Consider the following 20,966-nt stretch of genomic DNA (forward strand, 5'->3'; position numbering starts at 1 on the left):
TTTCATATGAAAAAAGCAGAAAATATAATTGTAGGGATTTCAGTTGGAGATTTAAATGGTATTGGAAGTGAAATCATTCTGAAAACATTCGAAGATACAAGAATGTTGGAATTGTGTACGCCTGTAATTTTTGCTAATGTAAAAATCCTTTCATTTATAAAAAAAAATCTAGAATTAACAGCGCAATTACACGGTATTGACAAACTTGACCAAATTGTAATTGGAAAAATAAATGTTCTAAACGTTTGGCGAGAAGGCGTTGATTTGAATTTTGGTAAAAACGATGACAATGTTGGAAAATATGCCATAAAATCATTTGTTGCTGCTACAAAAGCTTTGAAAGAAAATCAGATTGACGTTTTAGTTACAGCTCCAATTAATAAATACAATATTCAATCGGATGACTTTAAATTTCCTGGACATACCGATTATCTTGACAAAGAACTTGAAGGTGATGCTCTAATGCTTATGGTTCAAGACAATTTAAGAGTAGGTTTAATGACCGATCATATTCCAGTAAACGAAGTTGCAAAAAAATTAACCGAAGAATTAATCATCAAAAAAATAAATGTTATTCACCAAACGTTGGTTCAAGATTTCAGCATCAATAAACCAAAAATAGCAGTTTTGGCTTTAAATCCTCACGCAGGTGATAACGGAGTTATTGGAAATGAAGATGACAAAGTTTTAAAACCAACCATTAAAAAACTATTTGATAAAGGAAAAATGGTTTTTGGACCTTTTCCTGCCGATGGATTTTTTGGAAGTGGACAATATGAAAAATATGATGCGGTTATTGCAACCTATCATGATCAAGGATTAATTCCTTTTAAAACATTGTCTTTTGGAAACGGAGTAAATTATACTGCCGGATTAAATAAAATTAGAACTTCTCCCGATCATGGAACCGCTTTTGACATTGCCGGAAAGGGAATTGCCGACCATAATTCGTTTAGAGAAGCAGTTTATTTAGCAATTGACATCTATAATTCGAGATTATCACACGCCGAAATCAGTAAAAACCCCTTAAAAACAAAGGAAAAGCAATTATAAACAAAAAAATGTTGATAAGATTATTGGAATTGCAATAATTTTATATCTTTGCACTCCTGAATATTTGAGGAAAATTGTTGTTGAGATGAAAAGTACCCATGAGTATTTAATACCTTTTATAGGATTAAAAATAGGAAAGCATCAATTTGATTTTCAAATTAGTAAGAAGTTCTTTGATGAATTTGGTTTTGATGAATTTGAGCACTGCGATATAAAAGTAGATGTTGTTTTAGAAAAAAAGACAACCATGCTCGAAGTAAGCTTTAAACACAAAGGAACAGTAAACGTGCCTTGTGATTTAACTGGAGAAAATTTTGATTTACCAATAAGAGGAAAATTAAAATTAGTAGTTCAATTTGGAGATGAATTTAATAATGACAATGAAGAGTTATTAATTCTACCACATGGAGAACATCAAATAGACTTATCTCAATACATTTATGAAATGATTGCGTTATCTATTCCTCACAAAAGAGTTCATCCAGGCGTAAAAGATGGAACATTAAAATCGGATGCGTTAGAAAAACTAAATGCAATTCAAGTTGAAGAAAATAAAAAAGTAGAAAATAAATACGAAAATATTGACCCACGTTGGGACAAATTAAAAAACCTGTTAACGGATAAATAATATAGTAAAATGGCACATCCTAAAAGAAAAACCTCGAAAACTAGAAGAGACAAAAGAAGAACTCACTATAAAGCAACTGTTGCTCAAATTGCAACATGTCCAGTAACTGGAGAAGCACATTTATACCACAGAGCTTACTGGCATGAAGGTAAAATGTATTACAGAGGACAAGTAGTTATTGATAAATCAGTAGCTGTTGCTTAATTAAAGTTTTTTACAAAACAAACTCTCACTATTGGTGGGAGTTTTTTGTTTTTATAAATTTTAAAAATATCCAAATCTAACAACGTTAGGTGAAAAAAATTTTGTAATTTCCACAACTTTTCAAACATAAAAATTTGAAGAGAAAAACACCCATTTTATGACTACAATAACAGCCGCAATTACCGCAGTTGGAGCATATGTTCCAGAATTTGTACTCTCAAACCAAGTACTGGAAACTATGGTTGATACCAATGACGAATGGATTACATCTCGTACAGGAATCAAAGAAAGAAGACTTTTAAAAGAAAAAGGAAAAGGCACTTCTTATATGGCAATTAAAGCCGCTCAAAATCTAATTTCTAAAGCAAACATCAATCCCGAAGAAATTGATTTAATAATCATGGCTACCGCAACACCCGATATGCCGGTAGCTTCAACAGGCGTTTATGTAGCAACACAAATTGGTGCAACCAATGCCTTTGCATATGATTTACAAGCAGCATGTTCAAGCTTTTTATATGGAATGTCTACTGCAGCAGCTTATATTCAATCTGGAAGATATAAAAAAGTACTTTTAATTGGTGCTGACAAAATGTCTTCCATCATAGATTACACAGATAGAGCAACTTGTATTATTTTTGGTGATGGTGCTGGAGCCGTTTTATTTGAACCAAATCACGAAGGACTTGGACTTCAAGACGAATTTTTAAAAAGCGACGGAATTGGAAGAGAATATTTGAAAATTGACGCTGGTGGATCAATTCTTCCTCCATCAATTGAAACGGTTGAAAACGGACAACATTTTGTATTTCAAGATGGTAAAACAGTTTTCAAATATGCTGTTTCAGGAATGGCAGATGTAAGCGAAAAAATCATGGAACGTAATAATTTAACCAAAGATGATGTAAACTGGTTATTAGCGCATCAAGCTAACAAAAGAATTATTGACGCAACAGCAAATAGAATGGGATTAGACGAAGAAAAAGTATTAGTTAACATCCACCGATACGGCAATACAACTTCAGCTACGTTACCATTGCTTCTTCACGATTTTGAAGACAAACTAAAAAAAGGAGATAATTTAATTTTTGCCGCATTTGGTGGTGGTTTCACATGGGGATCAATCTACCTAAAATGGGCTTATAACAAACAATAAAACTAATTTAAACTACCTAATTATGGATTTAAAAGAAATTCAAAACCTGATCAAATTTGTATCCAATTCTGGCGTAGCCGAAGTAAAATTGGAAACAGGCGATGTTAAAATCACTATTAGAACTACGTTAGAAGGAAATACTCCTGATATTACTTATGTACAACAAGCACCAATGCAACAAGCCATTGCTGCTCCAGTTGCCTCAGCTCCAGTTGCTCCAGCAACACCAGCTGCTCCAGCTGCTCCAGCCGAAGACAACTCAAAATTCATTACTATAAAATCACCAATGATTGGAACTTTTTATAGAAAACCATCTCCAGACAAAGCTCCATTTGTAGAAGTTGGAACTTCTATCGGAAAAGGAGATGTACTATGTGTAGTAGAAGCCATGAAATTATTCAACGAAATTGAAGCAGAAGTTACAGGTAAAATCGTAAAAATATTGGTTGATGATATGTCGCCAGTAGAATTTGACCAACCATTATTCCTAGTTGATCCATCTTAAAAAGTTAGAAGTTAGAAGTTGGAAGTTAGAAGTTTTCTTTCTTCATAAATTGTCTAATTGACACATTGTCTAATTATCTAATTAAAAAATTATGTTTAAAAAAATACTTATAGCCAATAGAGGAGAAATTGCACTTCGTGTAATTCGTACTTGTCGTGAAATGGGAATTAAAACAGTAGCTGTTTACTCTACTGTTGATGCTGAAAGTTTACACGTAAAATTTGCTGATGAAGCCGTTTGCATTGGTCCAGCACCAAGTAAAGACTCATATTTGAAAATGTCAAATATCATTGCAGCTGCTGAAATCACCAATGCAGATGCAATCCATCCAGGATATGGTTTTCTTTCTGAAAATGCTAAATTTTCAAAAATTTGTCAAGAACATGGCATCAAATTTATCGGTGCTTCACCAGAAATGATTGACAAAATGGGAGACAAAGCTACCGCAAAAGCAACTATGAAAGAAGCTGGCGTTCCATGTGTTCCAGGTTCTGAAGGAATTTTAGAAGATTTTGAACAAGCCAAAAAAGTAGCCAAAGAAATTGGTTATCCAGTAATGATGAAAGCTACTGCTGGTGGTGGTGGAAAAGGAATGCGTGCTATTTGGAAAGAAGAAGAACTTTTAAAAGCATGGGAAAGTGCTCGTCAAGAAGCTGCTGCAGCTTTTGGAAATGACGGAATGTACATGGAAAAACTTATCGAAGAACCAAGACATATTGAAATTCAAGTGGTTGGTGATTCTTATGGAAAAGCGTGTCACTTATCTGAAAGAGATTGTTCTGTGCAGCGTCGTCATCAAAAATTGACTGAAGAAACTCCTTCTCCATTCATGACGGATGAATTGCGTACTAAAATGGGTGAAGCCGCTGTAAAAGCTGCCGAATATATTAAATATGAAGGTGCTGGAACGGTTGAATTTTTGGTTGACAAACACCGTAATTTCTACTTTATGGAAATGAATACTCGTATCCAGGTAGAACATCCTATTACTGAACAAGTTATTGATTATGATTTAATTCGTGAGCAGATATTAGTTGCTGCTGGAGTGCCAATTTCGGGTAAAAACTATTTACCACAATTACACTCAATCGAATGTCGTATCAATGCCGAAGATCCATATAATGATTTTCGTCCTTCACCAGGAAAAATCACCGTACTACATGCGCCAGGTGGACACGGCGTTCGTCTTGACACTCACGTTTATGCTGGTTATACTATCCCGCCAAATTATGATTCTATGATTGCAAAATTGATTACTACTGCTCAAACTAGAGAAGAAGCAATTAGCAAAATGAAACGTGCTTTGGATGAGTTTTATATTGAAGGAATTAAAACGACTATTCCATTCCACAGACAATTGATGGATGAACCGGATTATGTTGCCGGAAATTATACTACTAAGTTTATGGAAACGTTTAAAATGAACGATCCAGAATAGATAGAAAACCTCACTACTTAGTGAGGTTTTTGTTTTTATAAATTATTATTTACCCTTCTCCCGAAACTTTGGGATGCGCTCAGGGTGTCAAGTAGGATCTACAAACATTTATTTGATTTATTGGTCTTCTTGTTTTGCATCGTTAATGAACTTGGCAACTTCCTTGAGTTTAGAAACGGGAAGTGTTTTTAGTGTTTCCTGCCAATTGAAATCTTCTTGTTTTGGGATAAACTTATTTAATGGATGATTGTTGTTTAAAACCGTGTTTTTGTCAGGTTTAAAGGCTAATAAATCATTTGGTTCACAATGGAGATGCAGACAAATTAACTCGATGTGGTTTAGACGTAAAACGTGCATGTCGTTGCGAATGATTTTTGAAGCTGTATGTGGCGCAATACCTATTTTGACCAGAAATGAATAGGGTTTTTCTATTTGACGTGCCTTAAAAATGGGTGCAAGATTGAGATATAGCATAATGATTACTGTTTAACTATTATAAATTTAAGTAAAAAGTAAAAATAGTATTGCATTACTTACAATAATATTAACAAAAAATAAAACAAGAATTCAACAACTAACAATACTACTTCTAAAAATAAAAACAAGAATTGTAATAACTACAAGTGGTATTGTATTATATAAAAGTAGTATTGCAATACTTAAAAACAGTATTGTATAATATAAAAGTTATATTACAATAGTTAAAAGTATCTAGTTAGTTCTATAAAAAACCCAACTTTCTCGAGTTGGGTTTTTTGTTGCTATTTAATTTAATGTATTGGAGTAATTGGTTCTCGATACTTTTTTTGTTCCGTTTCTCTACACAAAAAAAACTCGAACTGACGGTTTTGATTAAACAGAATGTTATTTGATTTATAACGTTTCATTCAACCATTTATAAAATTCTCGTTGCCAAACTAACGCATTTTGTGGTTTTAGTACCCAATGGTTTTCTTCAGGGAAATATAGAAAACGGCTTTTTACTCCGCGAAGTTGTGCTGCTTGAAAGGCTTCTTGTCCTTGACCAATTGGTACACGGTAGTCTTTTCCACCGTGGATAACCAAGATTGGTGTGTTCCATTTGTCAACTAATTTTATTGGGTTGAATTTGGCATAGGTTTTTTGTGCAATTGCATTGTCTTTTTCCCAATAAGCTCCGCCATTTTCCCAATCGGTGAAGAACATTTCTTCGGTTGTTCCATACATACTTTCCATATTGAAAACACCACAATGCGAAATAAAGGTTTTAAAACGATTGTTATGAATTCCGGCAAGATAATATACCGAATAACCACCATAACTTGCTCCAACTGCTCCTAAACGTGATTTATCGACATAACTTTCTTTTGCTACATCATCAATGGCAGAGAGATAATCGTCCATTACTTGTCCACCCCAATCTTTTGAGATTTGTTCGTTCCATTCTTGTCCGTGACCATACATTCCGCGACGGTTTGGTGCTACAACTACATAACCTTGTGAAGCCATAAGGGAGAAATTCCAACGGAACGAATAGCTTTGTGTTAACGGTGATTGCGGTCCACCTTGACAATATAATAAAGCTGGATATTTTTTGTTTTTATCAAAATTTGGAGGAAGAATTACCCAAACGAGCATTTTTTTGCCATCGGTTGTGGTTACGTATCGTCTTTCGTATTTTGGTAAAGCTAATTTAGCGTAAGTATCGTCATTGGTTTTTGTGATTTGTAGCCACGTTTTTTTCTTTAGATTATACGAATAGATTTCTGGAGCATGGTTCATATCGGTTCTAGTAACGATGATGTTATCGCCTGAAAAACCAATTAAATCATTGACATCAAAATCACCTGAAGTAACTTGTTTAACCGTAACAGCTATTCTTGTTAATCCTGGGAAGTTCACTTCGAATAATTGTTTTGTTCCTTCAACTGCTGCTGTGAAATAGACTTTTTTTCCGTCGTTACTCCACAGCATATTATCTACAGAACCATCCCAATTGGCGGTTAAATTGATGTCCATTCCTTTGAAACGAACGATGATGTCGTTTTTATCGGCTTCGTATCCATCGCGTTTCATTTGAAGCCAAGTTAGATTTCCTGTTGGAGAAAAAACCGGATTCATGTCGTAACCTTTATTACTTTCGGTTAAATTGGTCGTAGTTTTAGTTTCGATGTTGTATTCGTATAAATCGGCGTTGGTTGATAAAGCATAATCGGTACCAAATTTCTTTTTGCTTACGTAAATAATACTTTTTCCGTCAGGTGACCAAATGTAGTCTTCGTCGCCACCAAAAGGTTTTTGCGGACTGTCATACGGTTCATTTGGCATAATATCAATTGCTTTAGCTTTTTCTTTGTTTTCGGCATAGAAAACGTGGTTGTGAGTTCCGTTGTTCCACGTATCCCAATGACGATAGTCTAATCCGTTATATACATAAGCATCGGCTTTTTTCAGTTCAGGATAAATGTCTTTTCCGAGTATATTTTCGGTTTTAACTTCTTGGGAAGAAAGAATGTATTTTCCATCGGGAGAAACGTTTTTGTCTTTGACTAAATCTTTGGTTTCTTTTACCTCAACAGCATTTCCGCCAGTAACTGGAATAGTGTAAAACTTAGCATTGGATTTGTTTTCTTCCACAGAAGGAATTGCCACTTTATAAACGATATTTTTTCCGTCGACAGAAATTCCGAGTGGTGTTACTCTGCCTAATTTCCAGAGTGTTTCGGGAGAAAGTACTTCTTGTGCAAATGAATTTGTACTCATTATGATTGTAGCAATTAGAACTAATTTTTTCATTTTTTTTTATTTTTTGCTAAAATACAAAAAGCGCTGCTTGTTGGCAACGCTTTTTGATTTGGTATTCTTATAAAATCGAATTACACTTTCTGTAATTTCAAATATACAATTTGATTTAAGTCATTTGTATATGCAATGACAACATCTGAAAATGTCAACGAAATTATACTAAAAGATCTAGAAACTGGCTGAGGATTACCATTTACTGTAGTTGTATAGTTTAAAGTAACATTTGTTGATAATCTATCATATGTACCTTCAATAGAAGTGTTAGCACAAGTTACATCTGTTGTGTAATCATTACTTTCAAAAGTAAAATCTTCATTGAAAATATAATTGTCTTTACATTCTGAATTATTTACGTAATCTTGGTATAAAATAACACCTTGTGGATTTGTAGTTCCTATTTCTGAAATCTCCCATTTACCTACTAAATAATTTTGTTCCACAAAATCGTCTTCATCTTCACCACATGACACAAAAGCTAGTGGTAAAAGAAGTAATAATTTAAAAATATTTTTCATATTATTGAGCATAAACTTCAACGTTATCAATTTGGTAAGTAGATGTAATTCCATTAGTTCCACCAACATAACGGAATGAAATGTAAACATTTCCTGAATATGAAGATAAATCTACGTTCCCTGAACTAGTGAAATTTGCTGGAAATGAACTAGTTTGACCAGCAAAAGTAGCGTTCAACTGTGTCCAAGTAGCGGCGTTAACAGCTGCAGCAGTTCCACTTCCGTCATAATTGGTTGAAATCCAAACCGTAACAGCTTCACCGTTAGCAAATCCAACTTTTGAACCAAATCTTAAAAATTCACCTGAAGTTGCATCTAAGTTGATGGCTGGAGTAATTAATCTAGTATCAACATTATTTTCCGCTGGCGTAATTCCAAATGGAGAAAATTGAGCGAATTTGTTACCTGTATTAAGAGGAAACTGTCTAACTTCCCATTTTTCACTACCGCCATTCATAGAAACATTAGACCAACCAGGCAAGGCAACATTTTGTCCATTTCCTGCACCTGAAATACTTTCGAAATTTTCAGAAAAAATTGGCGCTAATCTTGGACCATTTAATTGAATATCATCTTCAGTTCTAGCTAAGAGTTGATAATCTGAATTAAACTTTGTTAATATTCCTCTGACTTTACCTCTACCTTGAGCAACAGGTTTAGCAGCAAAATTAGCAAAACTACTTGTTCTAAAGATTACTGTGTTTCCATCAGCATCTGTCAATAGGTGATTAGTTGCGCCACCTAAATCATTTGCGGAGTCATAATATGTAGTTGTTATAGCTTGATTAGAAAACTGAACATTTTCTAATTCTACAAGTGTGTTAATATTAGCATCGTTCAACAACTGAGGTATTGTTAAAGTTCTTTTTAATTGGTCTTCTGAAACAATTTGACAAGACTTATTTAAAGCTGTTCTGTATAATTCACGTGGTAATCTACCTACAGCAGCAGTACCACTTGTACTAACAAAAATTCCACCTATTCTTTTTCCACCATTACTTACATCGGTATATAAATCATTTAGTTTAATCAAAACTTTTCTTCCTGGTTCGAAAGATACAAAAGTAGAAGTTACATCAACAGGCACACTGAATGATAAAGGTATGGGTTGTGTAGAAGTTGGTAATGTTTGAAAAGAAATTGTTTTGAAGAAGTTACCACCTTTATCTGATGAAACCACATATGCTTCAATCACATCGTCTTGTTGATATTGTGTAACTGTAGAACCGAAACTTAATTCAGAAACTTCTTTAGTTTTTTGTAAAGTGGTTTCAATACAGTTAACTTGTGGTGTGTCATAATTGTCATCATTAACACAACTTGATGTAAAACTTGCAACTGAAGTTAATACAAGTATTGATTTAAAAAATGTTGTTTTCATATAATAAATTTTTTTTTTTTTAGAAATTGATATAAAAATTAAAGAAATAAGTTCTTCCAAACCCATAAAAATAACGAGGTGCAAATGATGGAGTCCCGCTAGAAACATCTTGATTTAACTCTCTATAATTAGCATTTCTAGCTTGTTCAAATCCTCCTGTTTTGTATTGAATATCAAATACGTTGTTCAAAGTAGCAAATAAACCTAAAGTAACAGGATTTTTACCAGAAACTCTCCATGACTTTCCACCTGTAAGGTTTACTAATGTATAAGGATCAAATTTTTCTTGTTTTAGCAATTTATCTACTCTACTTTGTTCTGCCTCAGGAAATTGAAATCCATTTGCATCTAATGGGTTTCTTAAAAAACTATTCGTTCTTAAAACAGGAGATACATCTAGATAAGTATCTGCAAGATAATTTACATTAGCTCCAACCCACCAAAACTTTGGATCTCTGTATTCTAAACCAACTGCATAAGCTTGTTGTGGCATTCCTGGTTGTCTATAATTTTTAAGTTTTGCTTCGCCAAGATTAACTAAAGTTGAAAGTCCTACTGAAGCTCTTGTATCATCATTCAAAGTAACTGTTGGATTGTTAGTGTATGTATATTGTCCATAAGAAGCAGCAGCAGTTGCTTTAAGAGTTGAAGTTATTTGATATTCCAAGCCAAGTTCAGCACCAATATTTAATTTATCTAAACCAGTTACTATTTCTGCCACAAAAGCATCGCCACCATCTCCAACTTCTACTTCTTCAAATGCTCCTTCAGCAAAGAAAAATGCTGTTTCTGTAGCATCCTTAATATTAGCATAGAAACCAGTTAGTCTTGCTTTAAAGGTTGGAGTTTTAATTACATAACTTGCATCTAAGTTTGAAACTGTTTCACTTCTTAAATTTCTAACAGGAGTATTACTTAACCTTGCATTGAAGAAAACATTTCTCATTGATGGTGCTTTTGACATGTAAACACTGTTAAAACTTAAAAACTGCTTACCTGTTATTTTATAAGTTAAGCCACCTTTGAAACCAAAGTTATCAAAATCAACTTTTTCACTTTTTCCAAATGAAGAATTAGGATAAATACCATTTCTATATAAACCTTCTCTTTGATAATCTTTTCTGCTGAAAGATTGAGCTAGATAAAAATCTATTTTTTCATAAGTAAATTTGAATTGAGTAAAAGCATCAATATGGTTTGCAAATAAATTATAGTTATACCCATATTTATCACCTTCTCTAATAATTCTATCAGGGTTGTTTAAATCTGGTTGTTGTGCGCTTCCTTCTTGAAATGGATCAACATCTAGAAATGAATGTCCTCCTAATAAATCTGTTAACATTTGAAAATTACTAGATTTTAATTTACTGTAACTCGCTCCTGCATTCATTACAATATTATCAGAAAGTTGAGAACTTAAAATAGAATTTGCAACAAAAAGCTTATCATCTGTTCTATCTTCATACAGAACGTAAGAACTTCTTGCTGGTGCTCGACCGATTTCATTACCATTTCCATCTACAATTGCAGTAGTATTGGCTCTATACATTGCATTCCAATCGATTTGTCTTTGCGTCAAAAATGGCGCATCCATAGCTCCAATAAGATTTGGTGTATAAACACCTCCCAAACCACCTGGTTGATATGCAGAATTTGGAACTGTTTCAGGATTGTTATCATACAAAGAAGTAAAATAACTTGGTAAATTTTGATAATAAGTTGGGTCAGGATTAGCTGCATTAACAAAATCTATCCTTGAATTTCCAATTTTACCAAATTGATACATCACATTAGATGTTAATGAGGTTTTATCATTAAATCTCCAATAGTGAGTTAACATATTAATTGGTTCTTCAACTTCTCTATCACGAGAGTTTCTTTTTTTACCATCTTGCCATCCCCAAAAAGAGTTATACTTGATACCTGCAATACTGACAATCTCATCTGTATTTGAAGAATTTCTACCTCTTCTATTTTGAGCATATATAGATGTAAAATTCAAACTATGCTTTTCATTGAATTTCTTTTCGATACTTGCAAATAATGAATTTGCTGAATAATCAGTTCCTTCAAAATAAGCTTCTTCTGCCCATCTTCTTGAAGCAGATACAACGAATGCCCATCCATCGCTATTCATTCCAGACGCATGAGTTGCCATAGCTCTCCAATTGTAATTCGTTTGAGTTCCTGCATAAGACACGCGAGTTCCCTTTCTATATATAGAAGCTCTTGTATTTATTTCTTGTGTACCAAGAATACCTCCAAATGTATAATCTGATGGAGCAGAACCCATTGTAAACTCCTGATTTCTGGTAGCATCATTTAAACCACCCCAATTTCCCCACTGTGGTCTATTATCTAATAGTTTATTCATTGATACACCATTTATCATAGTGGTAGAATATTCATTATCAAGTCCTCTAATTCTAAAACGTGCTTGACCCCAGTTGAAAGCAGCTGCTTGTTGATATGTATCTCTAGAAGCCTGTAATAGTCCAGCGGTATTTTCTGAACCGCTATTATCATCACCTAAATCATTCTCAAGAATTGATATCAAGTTAATTTGTTGTTCAATAGAAACATCTTCTTCTAAGACAACCACACCTAAATCAAGCATTTTACCATCTACAACTTCTACAACGAGAAGTTGCTCTTTATATCCTGCACTTTTTATCTGCAAAAGCTGACTTCCTGAGGATAATTTGTCAAATGTAAAAACACCTGCTGCATCTGTTAAAGAGGTAAAACTAGTGTTTTGAATAGAAGCTACAACACTTGGTAATGGCTTTTGAGTTTTTGAATCGATTACCTTTCCGGTAAAACCAGTAGATTGTCCGAATACAAAAACTACTTGCAATACAAAGAGTGTACTAATAACAAGTTTTTTCATAAATAAAATAATATTAATTTTTCTTTTCTGCTCTGCTTAACACAAACATAACAGCCGACAAATGTACATCTTTTAATAATATTATTTACTTTTGGCTCGAAGTTTGTAATAAACTTGATATTAAATTAATATACGATTTATGAGAATTAAAGGATTTATGGCACTTTTCATTGCTTTTTTCGCAATTTTTAGTGCTAATGCGCAGGCAAAAAAGTATAATATTCATACTGTTGCTTTCTACAATTTAGAAAACCTATTTGATACTATCAATGGACCAAACAATGATGAAGAATGGCTTCCAAATGGTGCAATGAACTGGACTAGTAAAAAATACAAACAAAAACTCCACAATCTTTCAAGAGTTTTGTCAGAAATTGGCACTTCAGAAAACCCATCCAATTCTCCAACAATTATTGGTGTTTGTGAAATTGAAAACAGAGGTGTTCTTGAAGATTTAGTAAAAGAACCATTACTTATTAATAAAGATTATGGTGTTGTTCATTTTGATTCTCCCGATAAACGCGGAATAGACGTTGGACTTTTATACCAAAAGAAACACTTCAAGCCTACAAGTTTCAAAAACATTCCATTATTGGTTTACAAAAGCATGGAAGGAAAATCGGATAAAAAAGATAAAGACGAATCAGAAGATGATGTTGTTACCGATACTAAATCAAATGATAGAATTTATACTCGTGACCAATTATTAGTTACAGGATTTCTTGATGGCGAAGAAGTTAACATTATTGTAAACCACTGGCCATCGCGATCTGGTGGTGAAAAGAAAAGTTCTCCTTTAAGAGAAGCAGCTGGACGACTAAACAGAAAAATCATGGACTCAATTTTTGCTATTAATCCAAACGCAAAAATTTTAACTATGGGCGATTTAAACGACGGTACTTACAATAAAAGCGTCAAAGAAGGAATAGGTGCTAAAAGAAAAAAAGAAGAAGTAAAAGAAAAAGGAATCTATAATCCATTTGAAGAAATGTTTTACAAAGGACATTCAACACTTTTTTATAGAGATGCAGGAGATATTTTTGACCAAATCATGGTGTCTGAAGCTTTAGTTAGAAAAGATTATTCTTCTTTTCGCTATTGGAAAGCAGGAATTTACAACAAACCCTACATGATACAAACAACCGGTCAGTACAAAGGTTATCCACTTAGAAACTCATCTGTTGCTCCAGGATTTAGCGATCACTTTCCAGTGTTTCTCTATCTTATTAAAGAAATTAAATAAATTTAAAGTCCCGATTTTATCGGGATTTTTTATTTTGTAACTTTACTTAAATTTTAAAAAAATGGCAATCCAAAAACCTTTCAACCTTAATAAATGGATAGACGAAAACCGTCATTTACTAAAGCCACCTGTTGGTAATAAAAATTTATACATCGACTCAGGTGATTATATCGTCATGATAGTTGCTGGACCAAACGCTCGAAAAGACTATCATTATAACGAAACCGAAGAACTTTTCTACCAACTCGAAGGCGAAATAACCGTTTACGTTCAGGAAAATGGTGAAAAGAAAGCCATGAAACTTTCGGCTGGCGACATGTTTTTACTTCCTGCAAAAGTGCCACATTCACCATCACGAACAGAAAATTCAATAGGATTAGTTGTAGAACGAAAAAGACAAGGAAAAGACATTCCCGACGGTTTGCTTTGGTTTTGCGACAACTGTAACCACAAATTGTATGAAGTCTATTTTGAACTCAATGACATCGAAAAAGACTTCCTGAAACATTTCAACCATTTTTACAACTCCGAAGCACTAAGAACTTGTGATAAATGTGGAACCATCATGGAAACTGACAAAAGATTTGTAACCAAATAATTTTTTTTTCAGGAGCTGAATCCTGCTGTCCGCTGTATCTTTTTTTATTGTTTTTGTCACGCTGAGCGCAGTCTAAGTCCGTTTCTACAAAAACAATAAAAAAGGATGCCGCTTCCATCAGGGCTAATTAACAAAAATTCAAAATAAACCACTATTTTTGCATAAACTTTAAAAAACAATACTAAAAAACACATAATGTCAACAATTGCACAACAATTCGGCATGACCGAAGCATTAGAAATCTTGGGTGTAAAAGCCATCAACGAAGGAACATCAACAGGAAATAATCATTTTTCAAACGGAGACATCATTGAAAGTTATTCTCCAGTAGATGGACAATTAATCGGAAAAGTAAAAACTACAACCGCCGAAGATTACGAAAAAGTAATGCAAACAGCAACCGAAGCTTTTAAAACATTCAAAATGATGCCAGCGCCACAAAGAGGTGAAATTGTGCGTCAATTTGGAGAAAAACTTAGAAAATATAAAGAACCACTTGGGAAATTAGTTTCCTATGAAATGGGGAAATCGTTGCAAGAAGGTTTCGGAGAAGTTCAAGAAATGATAGACATTTGCGACTTTGCCGTTGGTCTTTCTCGTCAACTTCACGGATTAACCATGCATTCTGAACGTCCTGGACACAGAATGTACGAGCAATATCATCCGCTTGGCGTTGTTGGAATTATTTCGGCATTCAACTTTCCGGTAGCTGTTTGGTCTTGGAATACTGCTTTGGCTTGGATTTGTGGAGACGTTTGCGTTTGGAAACCATCCGAAAAAACACCTTTGTGTGGAATCGCCTGTCAAAACATCATCGCCGAAGTATTGAAAGAAAACAACCTTCCAGAAGGAATTTCATGTTTAATCAATGGTGATTATAAAGTGGGTGAAATGATGACACACGATAAACGTGTTCCTTTAGTTTCAGCAACTGGTTCAACCAGAATGGGTAAAATCGTTGCGCAAGCTTGTGCAGCACGTTTAGGAAATTCACTTTTAGAATTGGGTGGAAACAACGCTATTATCGTTACTCCTGATGCTGACATTAAAATGACGGTTATTGGAGCTGTTTTTGGAGCAGTTGGAACCGCTGGACAACGTTGTACTTCAACTCGAAGATTAATCATCCACGAAAGCATTTATGACAAAGTAAAAGACGCTTTGGTTTCGGCTTATGGACAATTGCGCATCGGAAATCCATTGGATCAAAACAATCACGTTGGTCCACTTATCGATACGCATGCGGTAGAATTATACAACAAAGCTTTAGAAAAAGTAGTTGCCGAAGGCGGAAATATCATCGTTCAAGGTGGTGTTCTTTCAGGCGAAGGTTATGAAAGTGGTTGTTATGTAAAACCAGCGATTGCCGAAGCTCAAAATCATTTTGAAATCGTTCAACACGAAACTTTTGCTCCAGTTTTATACTTATTAAAATATTCTGGTGATGTTCATGATGCGATTGCTATTCAAAATGGCGTGGCTCAAGGATTATCATCAGCAATTATGACCAACAATCTTCGTGAAGCCGAAGCTTTCTTATCACATGCAGGTTCAGACTGTGGAATTGCCAACGTAAACATTGGAACTTCTGGAGCTGAAATTGGTGGCGCTTTTGGTGGTGAAAAAGAAACTGGCGGCGGAAGAGAATCAGGTTCGGACGCTTGGAAAGTTTACATGAGAAGACAAACCAATACCATCAACTATACTACTAGTTTGCCATTGGCACAAGGAATTAAATTTGATTTGTAGTTTTTGAAGAGAAAAGAACAAAGAAAATAGAATAAAGAAAAGCGTTCCGAAAATAATTTTTGGGACGCTTTTTGTTTTGCTACGCAACTATTTTATTTATTTCACATCTTGAGTTAAACAAATCTTAATTCCTATGAAAAAAATTATTTTATTATTATGCTTTGCGCCTTTGCTTCTAGCATCAACTTGTAACGATGATGACGAAACAATCTTTTGCACCACAGAAGCTGTTGCGGCTTTAAATGTAACTGTACGTTTAGGCAATTCGACAACTCCAACTAGCGATGGTGTAACTGTTGTAGCAACCGATGGAAATTATTCAGAAACATTACAAGTTATAAACACAACCAATCCAATATTTATTGGTGCGTTTGAACGACAAGGAAATTATACCATAACCGTTTCCAAAGAAGGTTATCAAACTTTTACTTCTGGAGTTATTTCAATAACGAGAGATGAATGTCACGTTATTCCAAAGCTGATTGATGTGGCTTTGGTTGCTAATTAAACTTTCTTTTTAAAGAATATAAAAGCGCTTCAATCGAAGCGTTTTTTTATGCGTAAAAAACTCATTTTCAATATATAAATCTAAAAAAAACACTTTTACTGTTAAATAACTACATGTTTGATTCTTAATAATTTTACTTAAAGATTTAACTAAGTAAACAAAAAAAGACCAATATAGTTGGTTTTAAAGGCAAACTTAGTTAGCCATAAAAACCAATACAGTTCGTTAAAAACACCAACTTAGTTAGTTATAAAAACCAATACAGTTGGTTAAAAACACCAATTTAATTATCCATAAAACCAATATAGTTGGTTAAAAACACCAACTTAATTAGCCATAAAAACCAACTAAATTAGTCTTTATAACCATATATAAGCTTTTACATCAATTCATGGAAATGTTGTAGTAGATTCAAGTTTGCGTTCCTCAAGAAATTTATTTTTTTGGTGAAAAATAGTTTGCAACTGATACAAAACCACAGAACATAAAAGCAAAAACCCTGAAAATTTCAGGGTTTTGTTTTTATATTACAAAAAAAGTATTACTTCGTTTTCTTCACATATTGCGTTAAGATAACTATGTGTTGGTTTTCAACTCTGCCTTCAATTTGCTCAGCGTTGTCCCATACCAATTTGATATTATGAACCGCAGCGCCGCGTTTTGCAGTAAAGGTTGCACCTTTTACATCTAAATCTTTAATTAAAACTACCGAATCGCCATCTTTCAGGATATTTCCGTTAGAATCTTTGTGGATAATTTTTCCTTCGTCATCATCGGCTTCGCCTGTTGCTTTTGCCCATTCTAATGCATCTTCATCAAGATACATCATGTCTAATAAATCGTAATTTTTCAATCGCGCCAGCATTCGCCAAGAAACAATTTGCACCGGAAGGTTTTCATTCCACATGCTATCTGACAAACCACGCCAATCGTTAGGATTCATGGTTTCGGGATTCTCGATTTGATTTTTTAAGTTTTTGGTAATTAAAATGCAGTTTTCGGGTGTTTCTTCGGTTTTTGGTTCCACTAAGTAAACCACTAAATTTTCATCACTTCCACTAATTTCACATACTGAACCACTTCTGTCTTTTACTCTTTTTTCGGTAACGATACTCATTTTTTATTTTGGCAATTATAAATTAAATGATGCGCCAATCGTGAATACAAATTGGTTATTATAATGTTCAAATCCGTTTACATCGGTATCATAACGTGCTAAAGGCGCATTGGCTTCGGCAAACATTCCAAAACCATCGGTAAAGAAGTATCTAAAACCAAGATGTCCACCAAAATTGCGCAAACCTAAATTCAAACCTGGATAAATATCCATGTGTTCATCTAATTTTAATACGTTTCCAATATTAGCACTGAAACGCACTTTCAAATCGGCTCTGTCTTCAAATCGTGCTTTTACGCCACCAATTTCATCGGCATTCAACATATAACCAGCAACAATTCCAAAAGACATGTTTTCACCCATTCCAAAATCGGTCAAAACTCCAATTCCAGTTCCGCCATCTTGAAGTGTTAATCCTACTTGTCCTTTTAAATCACCTTTTCCTTTGAACGCTTGTGCATTGGCAAATGACACACAAAATACTGCAATAATTATGAATACTTTTCTCATTTTTATGTCTGTTTTTATTATTCTACAAAAGTAGTTATTTATACTTAATTTCTTCCTTTTTCGTTGAAATACAACTCATTTAACGGTTCACTTTGCCAAAATTCCTTAGTATCAATATCCATAATGGTCAACGAACCTTTAAAAGCCGCGCCTGTATCAACGTTCCAAACACAGGCTTTTTGTATCGGAATAGTTTCGCCAATTCGAGTTACTGGCGTATGGCCAATGTATATTTCGTCGTATAATTGAAATCGTCTTGGATACAATTCGCTTTCTTTTGGAATGTTTTTATCCAATGCCAATGCCATTTCCCAAAGTGTTCTATCCCAATAAAATAACTTCGGAAAATATTCAAAATTTATGCCATTCATATTCGTAAAACCAGCATGAATGAACAATCGGTTTTGGTCATCGTGATGGTAATTTTGCAAATTTTTCAGAAATTTAATGTGCTTTTGTTTGGTTTCAAAATCTACTTTTAGATAGGCCAAAACTGTTGCTTCGCCGCCGTGTTTGTACCATTCTCTATTATCCGTGCTTTTCTCTAACCATTCCAACAACAATTCGTCGTGATTTCCGCGGATGAAAATGCAGTTTTGTTTTTCGGCTAAAGCAATTAAAAAATCTAAGGTTTGTGGCGATTCACTCCAACCGTCAACATAATCTCCAAGAAAAATTAAAGTATCTTCTTTTGTAACGTTTGCTCTTTCAAATATTTGGTGCAAAGCTCTTAATCCGCCATGAATGTCACCAATTACTAATGTTCTGCTCATATAAAGGTATATAAAACCAAATTTAACTAATAAAGACAGATATGCAATACAAAAATGAGATAGTTTTACCGTAACAATATCTTAATTCTGTGAGTTTTATTTTTTTTATTTACTTTTGGACTACATTTTAAATGTATTTTTCATTTCACTTTATCATAATAATATGTCCTTTTTGTCTAAAATACGTCTAGTTCTTTTTTTATTTTTCATCTTTCTCTCACCTATTTTTGCTCAACAATCAAAACCTTTCAATGTACGTCACCAAAAATTCATAAAAGGTGACATAGCAATGATTTCGAACAACATAGTAAACACTGATGCAATTAAAAAAAGTCCAAATAATTCCTATAACCAAAGAGATGTTGAAAGCAAATTAAACGATGAATCAAACATGCGATACATCGATATTGATGATGATTATTCCACATTTTCTTCCAGTAGCGCCGATTTAAAATTAGACAACGAAAAAAATAAAAAAATCATCTATGCTGGTTTATATTGGTCGGCAACCTATCCGTTTAAAGAAGGAAAACTTTCTAAAAAACAAAAATTTGAAGTTGTAGATTCCGCTCGAACATCATTTGACACTGTAAAAATCAAATTACCTAATCAAAATTCATATACCAATGTTGTTGGCGAATTGATTTTTGATGGTTTTAATGTTCCAAAATTCCAAACAAGCGCACCTTATGTAATGTTTGCCGACATTACAACATTGGTTATGAATTCTAGCAATCCATTTGGAACTTATACAATTGGAAATATAAAATCAACCGTTGGAAAAATTAGCGGTGGCGCAGCTGCTGGTTGGTCTATTTTCTTCATTTATGAAGATTCTACAATGACCGAAAAATTTATTACTTTTTATGATGGTTTTGCCGGAATTACCAAAAATTTATTGGATATAAATTTCACTGGATTTCAAACCATGCCACAAGGAAATATCAATGCAAAAATTGCTTGTGCAGCTTTGGAAGGCGATTTTAACTTAAAAGGTGACCAACTTTTGTTCAAATCTTCTAATAGCAATGAATTTGTTCAATTATCAAATGGTTTAAGAGAAAAATCGAACGTTTTTAATAGTTCTATTTCTATAGAAAACTCCATGTTTTACAATCGAAAACCGAACAGTAGTAATACCTTAGGATACGATTCGTTTATCATGTCGATTAATAATCCAAATAATTCCATCATTGGAAATAACACCAAAGAAGCTACGCTACAATTAAAAACTTATGGCGATCGGTTTTTTATGTTTTTTACCGCTTTTTGTGTAGAAGTTGTAAAACCTGAGAAAACAAATACTGAAATTATCTCAGTTGCAACAACTACTAACAACGCAACTCCAACGACTACGAATGAAATTAATAAAATTGCAATAACCGAAAGCAAAGAAAACAGTGCAAAAATAACTGAAAGAAATGTAGAAAAATCACAACCGATTATTAAAAACAATAATCAAAATCAGGTTTTAAAAACAACACCAAAAATTACTGAAACCAACAAAAAAGTACGAATTACAGCTATCGAAAGTCCTTCGGTTTCTATTGCGTCATTACATCAAGGTTATTACATTATTGCTAATGTTTTCGCCGTTCCGTCAAATGCAACTCGATTTATAGAAAAGCTTAAAAAGAAAGGAATATCGGCTAATTATTTTATTAATCCAAAAAACAATTACCGTTACGTTTATGTAAGCAATCATTCTGATTTTAATGCAGCTTCAAGTTACTACAACTCAAATTTAGAAGGAAAATATTATGGAGATTTGTGGATTATGACGGTAAATGCTTCGCCAAAATCGGATGTTGTTTTTACGAAAAAACAAACTAAGAATTCTGCAAAAACAGCATTTAATTACAAACCAAAAAACAGTGTAAATAACTGTAAAAAAGAACGATACAGTTAAAAAAA

19 protein-coding genes are annotated in these 20,966 nt (G+C 33.6%); 11 read left to right on the forward strand and 8 right to left on the reverse strand.

Going from position 1 to position 20,966, the window contains the following annotated elements; all coding sequences use genetic code 11:
- The first annotated feature begins 6 nt into the window (after positions 1-6).
- The 6 genes from pdxA to accC all read left to right on the forward strand — a co-directional run bounded on the left by pdxA (position 7) and on the right by accC (position 4,984).
- Entirely contained in the window at positions 7-1,053 is a 1,047-nt protein-coding gene (gene pdxA / locus IAI56_RS03110) for a 4-hydroxythreonine-4-phosphate dehydrogenase PdxA (protein WP_187656480.1), read from the forward strand.
- A gap of 85 nt (positions 1,054-1,138) precedes the next feature.
- On the forward strand, positions 1,139-1,681 hold the full coding sequence (locus IAI56_RS03115; protein WP_187656481.1) for a YceD family protein: 543 nt from the start codon (positions 1,139-1,141) through the stop codon (positions 1,679-1,681).
- A gap of 9 nt (positions 1,682-1,690) precedes the next feature.
- The gene (rpmF, locus tag IAI56_RS03120) at positions 1,691-1,885 is read left to right on the forward strand and encodes a 50S ribosomal protein L32 (protein WP_073308476.1); all 195 of its coding nucleotides are present in this window, start codon (positions 1,691-1,693) and stop codon (positions 1,883-1,885) included.
- A 157-nt stretch (positions 1,886-2,042) separates the two neighbouring features.
- Positions 2,043-3,041 (forward strand): beta-ketoacyl-ACP synthase III, encoded by a 999-nt coding sequence (locus IAI56_RS03125; RefSeq protein WP_187656482.1) that lies wholly within the window; start codon positions 2,043-2,045, stop codon positions 3,039-3,041.
- A 22-nt stretch (positions 3,042-3,063) separates the two neighbouring features.
- Positions 3,064-3,546: an acetyl-CoA carboxylase biotin carboxyl carrier protein gene (accB, locus tag IAI56_RS03130; protein WP_187656483.1), complete on the forward strand. Its 483-nt coding sequence runs from the start codon at positions 3,064-3,066 to the stop codon at positions 3,544-3,546.
- A 91-nt stretch (positions 3,547-3,637) separates the two neighbouring features.
- Positions 3,638-4,984, forward strand: a complete 1,347-nt coding sequence (gene accC / locus IAI56_RS03135; RefSeq protein ID WP_187656484.1) for an acetyl-CoA carboxylase biotin carboxylase subunit — start codon at positions 3,638-3,640, stop codon at positions 4,982-4,984.
- Positions 4,985-5,101: 117 nt separating this feature from the next.
- On the opposite strand, the gene IAI56_RS03140 is transcribed toward accC, so the two are convergent.
- The 5 genes from IAI56_RS03140 to IAI56_RS03160 form a co-directional block, all read right to left on the reverse strand.
- Positions 5,102-5,458 (reverse strand): helix-turn-helix domain-containing protein, encoded by a 357-nt coding sequence (locus IAI56_RS03140; protein ID WP_187656485.1) that lies wholly within the window; start codon positions 5,456-5,458, stop codon positions 5,102-5,104.
- 399 nt (positions 5,459-5,857) lie between these two features.
- On the reverse strand, positions 5,858-7,759 hold the full coding sequence (locus IAI56_RS03145; protein WP_187656486.1) for a S9 family peptidase: 1,902 nt from the start codon (positions 7,757-7,759) through the stop codon (positions 5,858-5,860).
- A gap of 80 nt (positions 7,760-7,839) precedes the next feature.
- On the reverse strand, positions 7,840-8,283 hold the full coding sequence (locus tag IAI56_RS03150) for a lipocalin family protein (RefSeq protein ID WP_187656487.1): 444 nt from the start codon (positions 8,281-8,283) through the stop codon (positions 7,840-7,842).
- A 1-nt stretch (position 8,284) separates the two neighbouring features.
- Positions 8,285-9,664, reverse strand: a complete 1,380-nt coding sequence (locus IAI56_RS03155) for a DUF5689 domain-containing protein (protein WP_187656488.1) — start codon at positions 9,662-9,664, stop codon at positions 8,285-8,287.
- Between the two features lie 19 nt (positions 9,665-9,683).
- On the reverse strand, positions 9,684-12,554 hold the full coding sequence (locus tag IAI56_RS03160; protein ID WP_187656489.1) for a carboxypeptidase-like regulatory domain-containing protein: 2,871 nt from the start codon (positions 12,552-12,554) through the stop codon (positions 9,684-9,686).
- Between the two features lie 139 nt (positions 12,555-12,693).
- On the opposite strand from IAI56_RS03160, the gene IAI56_RS03165 reads away from it, so the two are divergent.
- From IAI56_RS03165 to IAI56_RS03180, 4 genes are all read left to right on the forward strand, one after another.
- Positions 12,694-13,797, forward strand: a complete 1,104-nt coding sequence (locus IAI56_RS03165) for an endonuclease/exonuclease/phosphatase family protein (RefSeq protein WP_187656490.1) — start codon at positions 12,694-12,696, stop codon at positions 13,795-13,797.
- 61 nt (positions 13,798-13,858) lie between these two features.
- The gene (locus IAI56_RS03170; RefSeq protein WP_187656491.1) at positions 13,859-14,395 is read left to right on the forward strand and encodes a 3-hydroxyanthranilate 3,4-dioxygenase; all 537 of its coding nucleotides are present in this window, start codon (positions 13,859-13,861) and stop codon (positions 14,393-14,395) included.
- 195 nt (positions 14,396-14,590) lie between these two features.
- Entirely contained in the window at positions 14,591-16,144 is a 1,554-nt protein-coding gene (gene amaB, locus IAI56_RS03175) for an L-piperidine-6-carboxylate dehydrogenase (RefSeq protein WP_187656492.1), read from the forward strand.
- 133 nt (positions 16,145-16,277) lie between these two features.
- Positions 16,278-16,652 carry a hypothetical protein gene (locus IAI56_RS03180; protein ID WP_187656493.1) on the forward strand — a complete coding sequence of 125 codons (375 nt, stop codon included), beginning with the start codon at positions 16,278-16,280 and terminating at the stop codon, positions 16,650-16,652.
- 541 nt (positions 16,653-17,193) lie between these two features.
- On the opposite strand, the gene IAI56_RS03185 is transcribed toward IAI56_RS03180, so the two are convergent.
- From IAI56_RS03185 to IAI56_RS03195, 3 genes are read right to left on the reverse strand one after another with little or no spacing between them, the layout of a single operon-like run.
- Positions 17,194-17,769 carry a PhnA domain-containing protein gene (locus IAI56_RS03185; protein ID WP_187656494.1) on the reverse strand — a complete coding sequence of 192 codons (576 nt, stop codon included), beginning with the start codon at positions 17,767-17,769 and terminating at the stop codon, positions 17,194-17,196.
- Positions 17,770-17,784: 15 nt separating this feature from the next.
- Positions 17,785-18,279: a DUF6646 family protein gene (locus tag IAI56_RS03190; RefSeq protein ID WP_187656495.1), complete on the reverse strand. Its 495-nt coding sequence runs from the start codon at positions 18,277-18,279 to the stop codon at positions 17,785-17,787.
- A 44-nt stretch (positions 18,280-18,323) separates the two neighbouring features.
- Positions 18,324-19,052 (reverse strand): metallophosphoesterase family protein, encoded by a 729-nt coding sequence (locus IAI56_RS03195; protein ID WP_187656496.1) that lies wholly within the window; start codon positions 19,050-19,052, stop codon positions 18,324-18,326.
- Positions 19,053-19,341: 289 nt separating this feature from the next.
- Between IAI56_RS03195 and IAI56_RS03200 the strand changes: the two genes are divergently transcribed.
- Entirely contained in the window at positions 19,342-20,961 is a 1,620-nt protein-coding gene (locus IAI56_RS03200; RefSeq protein WP_187656497.1) for an SPOR domain-containing protein, read from the forward strand.
- Positions 20,962-20,966 lie beyond the last annotated feature (5 nt).

It is taken from the genome of Flavobacterium macrobrachii (genome assembly GCF_014486675.1).
GTDB lineage: Bacteria > Bacteroidota > Bacteroidia > Flavobacteriales > Flavobacteriaceae > Flavobacterium > Flavobacterium macrobrachii.

Excerpts from the sequence above, each read along its gene's own strand:
- rpmF (WP_073308476.1), top strand. The coding sequence starts at position 1,691 with ATGGCACATCCTAAAAGAAAAACCTCGAAAACTAGAAGAGACAAAAGA.
- IAI56_RS03145 (WP_187656486.1), bottom strand. The coding sequence starts at position 7,759 with ATGAAAAAATTAGTTCTAATTGCTACAATCATAATGAGTACAAATTCA.
- IAI56_RS03195 (WP_187656496.1), bottom strand. The coding sequence starts at position 19,052 with ATGAGCAGAACATTAGTAATTGGTGACATTCATGGCGGATTAAGAGCT.
- IAI56_RS03115 (WP_187656481.1), top strand. The coding sequence starts at position 1,139 with ATGAAAAGTACCCATGAGTATTTAATACCTTTTATAGGATTAAAAATA.
- IAI56_RS03200 (WP_187656497.1), top strand. The coding sequence starts at position 19,342 with ATGATTTCGAACAACATAGTAAACACTGATGCAATTAAAAAAAGTCCA.
- IAI56_RS03185 (WP_187656494.1), bottom strand. The coding sequence starts at position 17,769 with ATGAGTATCGTTACCGAAAAAAGAGTAAAAGACAGAAGTGGTTCAGTA.
- pdxA (WP_187656480.1), top strand. The coding sequence starts at position 7 with ATGAAAAAAGCAGAAAATATAATTGTAGGGATTTCAGTTGGAGATTTA.
- IAI56_RS03180 (WP_187656493.1), top strand. The coding sequence starts at position 16,278 with ATGAAAAAAATTATTTTATTATTATGCTTTGCGCCTTTGCTTCTAGCA.
- IAI56_RS03160 (WP_187656489.1), bottom strand. The coding sequence starts at position 12,554 with ATGAAAAAACTTGTTATTAGTACACTCTTTGTATTGCAAGTAGTTTTT.
- accB (WP_187656483.1), top strand. The coding sequence starts at position 3,064 with ATGGATTTAAAAGAAATTCAAAACCTGATCAAATTTGTATCCAATTCT.
- IAI56_RS03155 (WP_187656488.1), bottom strand. The coding sequence starts at position 9,664 with ATGAAAACAACATTTTTTAAATCAATACTTGTATTAACTTCAGTTGCA.
- IAI56_RS03150 (WP_187656487.1), bottom strand. The coding sequence starts at position 8,283 with ATGAAAAATATTTTTAAATTATTACTTCTTTTACCACTAGCTTTTGTG.
- IAI56_RS03125 (WP_187656482.1), top strand. The coding sequence starts at position 2,043 with ATGACTACAATAACAGCCGCAATTACCGCAGTTGGAGCATATGTTCCA.
- IAI56_RS03140 (WP_187656485.1), bottom strand. The coding sequence starts at position 5,458 with ATGCTATATCTCAATCTTGCACCCATTTTTAAGGCACGTCAAATAGAA.
- IAI56_RS03190 (WP_187656495.1), bottom strand. The coding sequence starts at position 18,279 with ATGAGAAAAGTATTCATAATTATTGCAGTATTTTGTGTGTCATTTGCC.
- amaB (WP_187656492.1), top strand. The coding sequence starts at position 14,591 with ATGTCAACAATTGCACAACAATTCGGCATGACCGAAGCATTAGAAATC.
- accC (WP_187656484.1), top strand. The coding sequence starts at position 3,638 with ATGTTTAAAAAAATACTTATAGCCAATAGAGGAGAAATTGCACTTCGT.
- IAI56_RS03165 (WP_187656490.1), top strand. The coding sequence starts at position 12,694 with ATGAGAATTAAAGGATTTATGGCACTTTTCATTGCTTTTTTCGCAATT.
- IAI56_RS03170 (WP_187656491.1), top strand. The coding sequence starts at position 13,859 with ATGGCAATCCAAAAACCTTTCAACCTTAATAAATGGATAGACGAAAAC.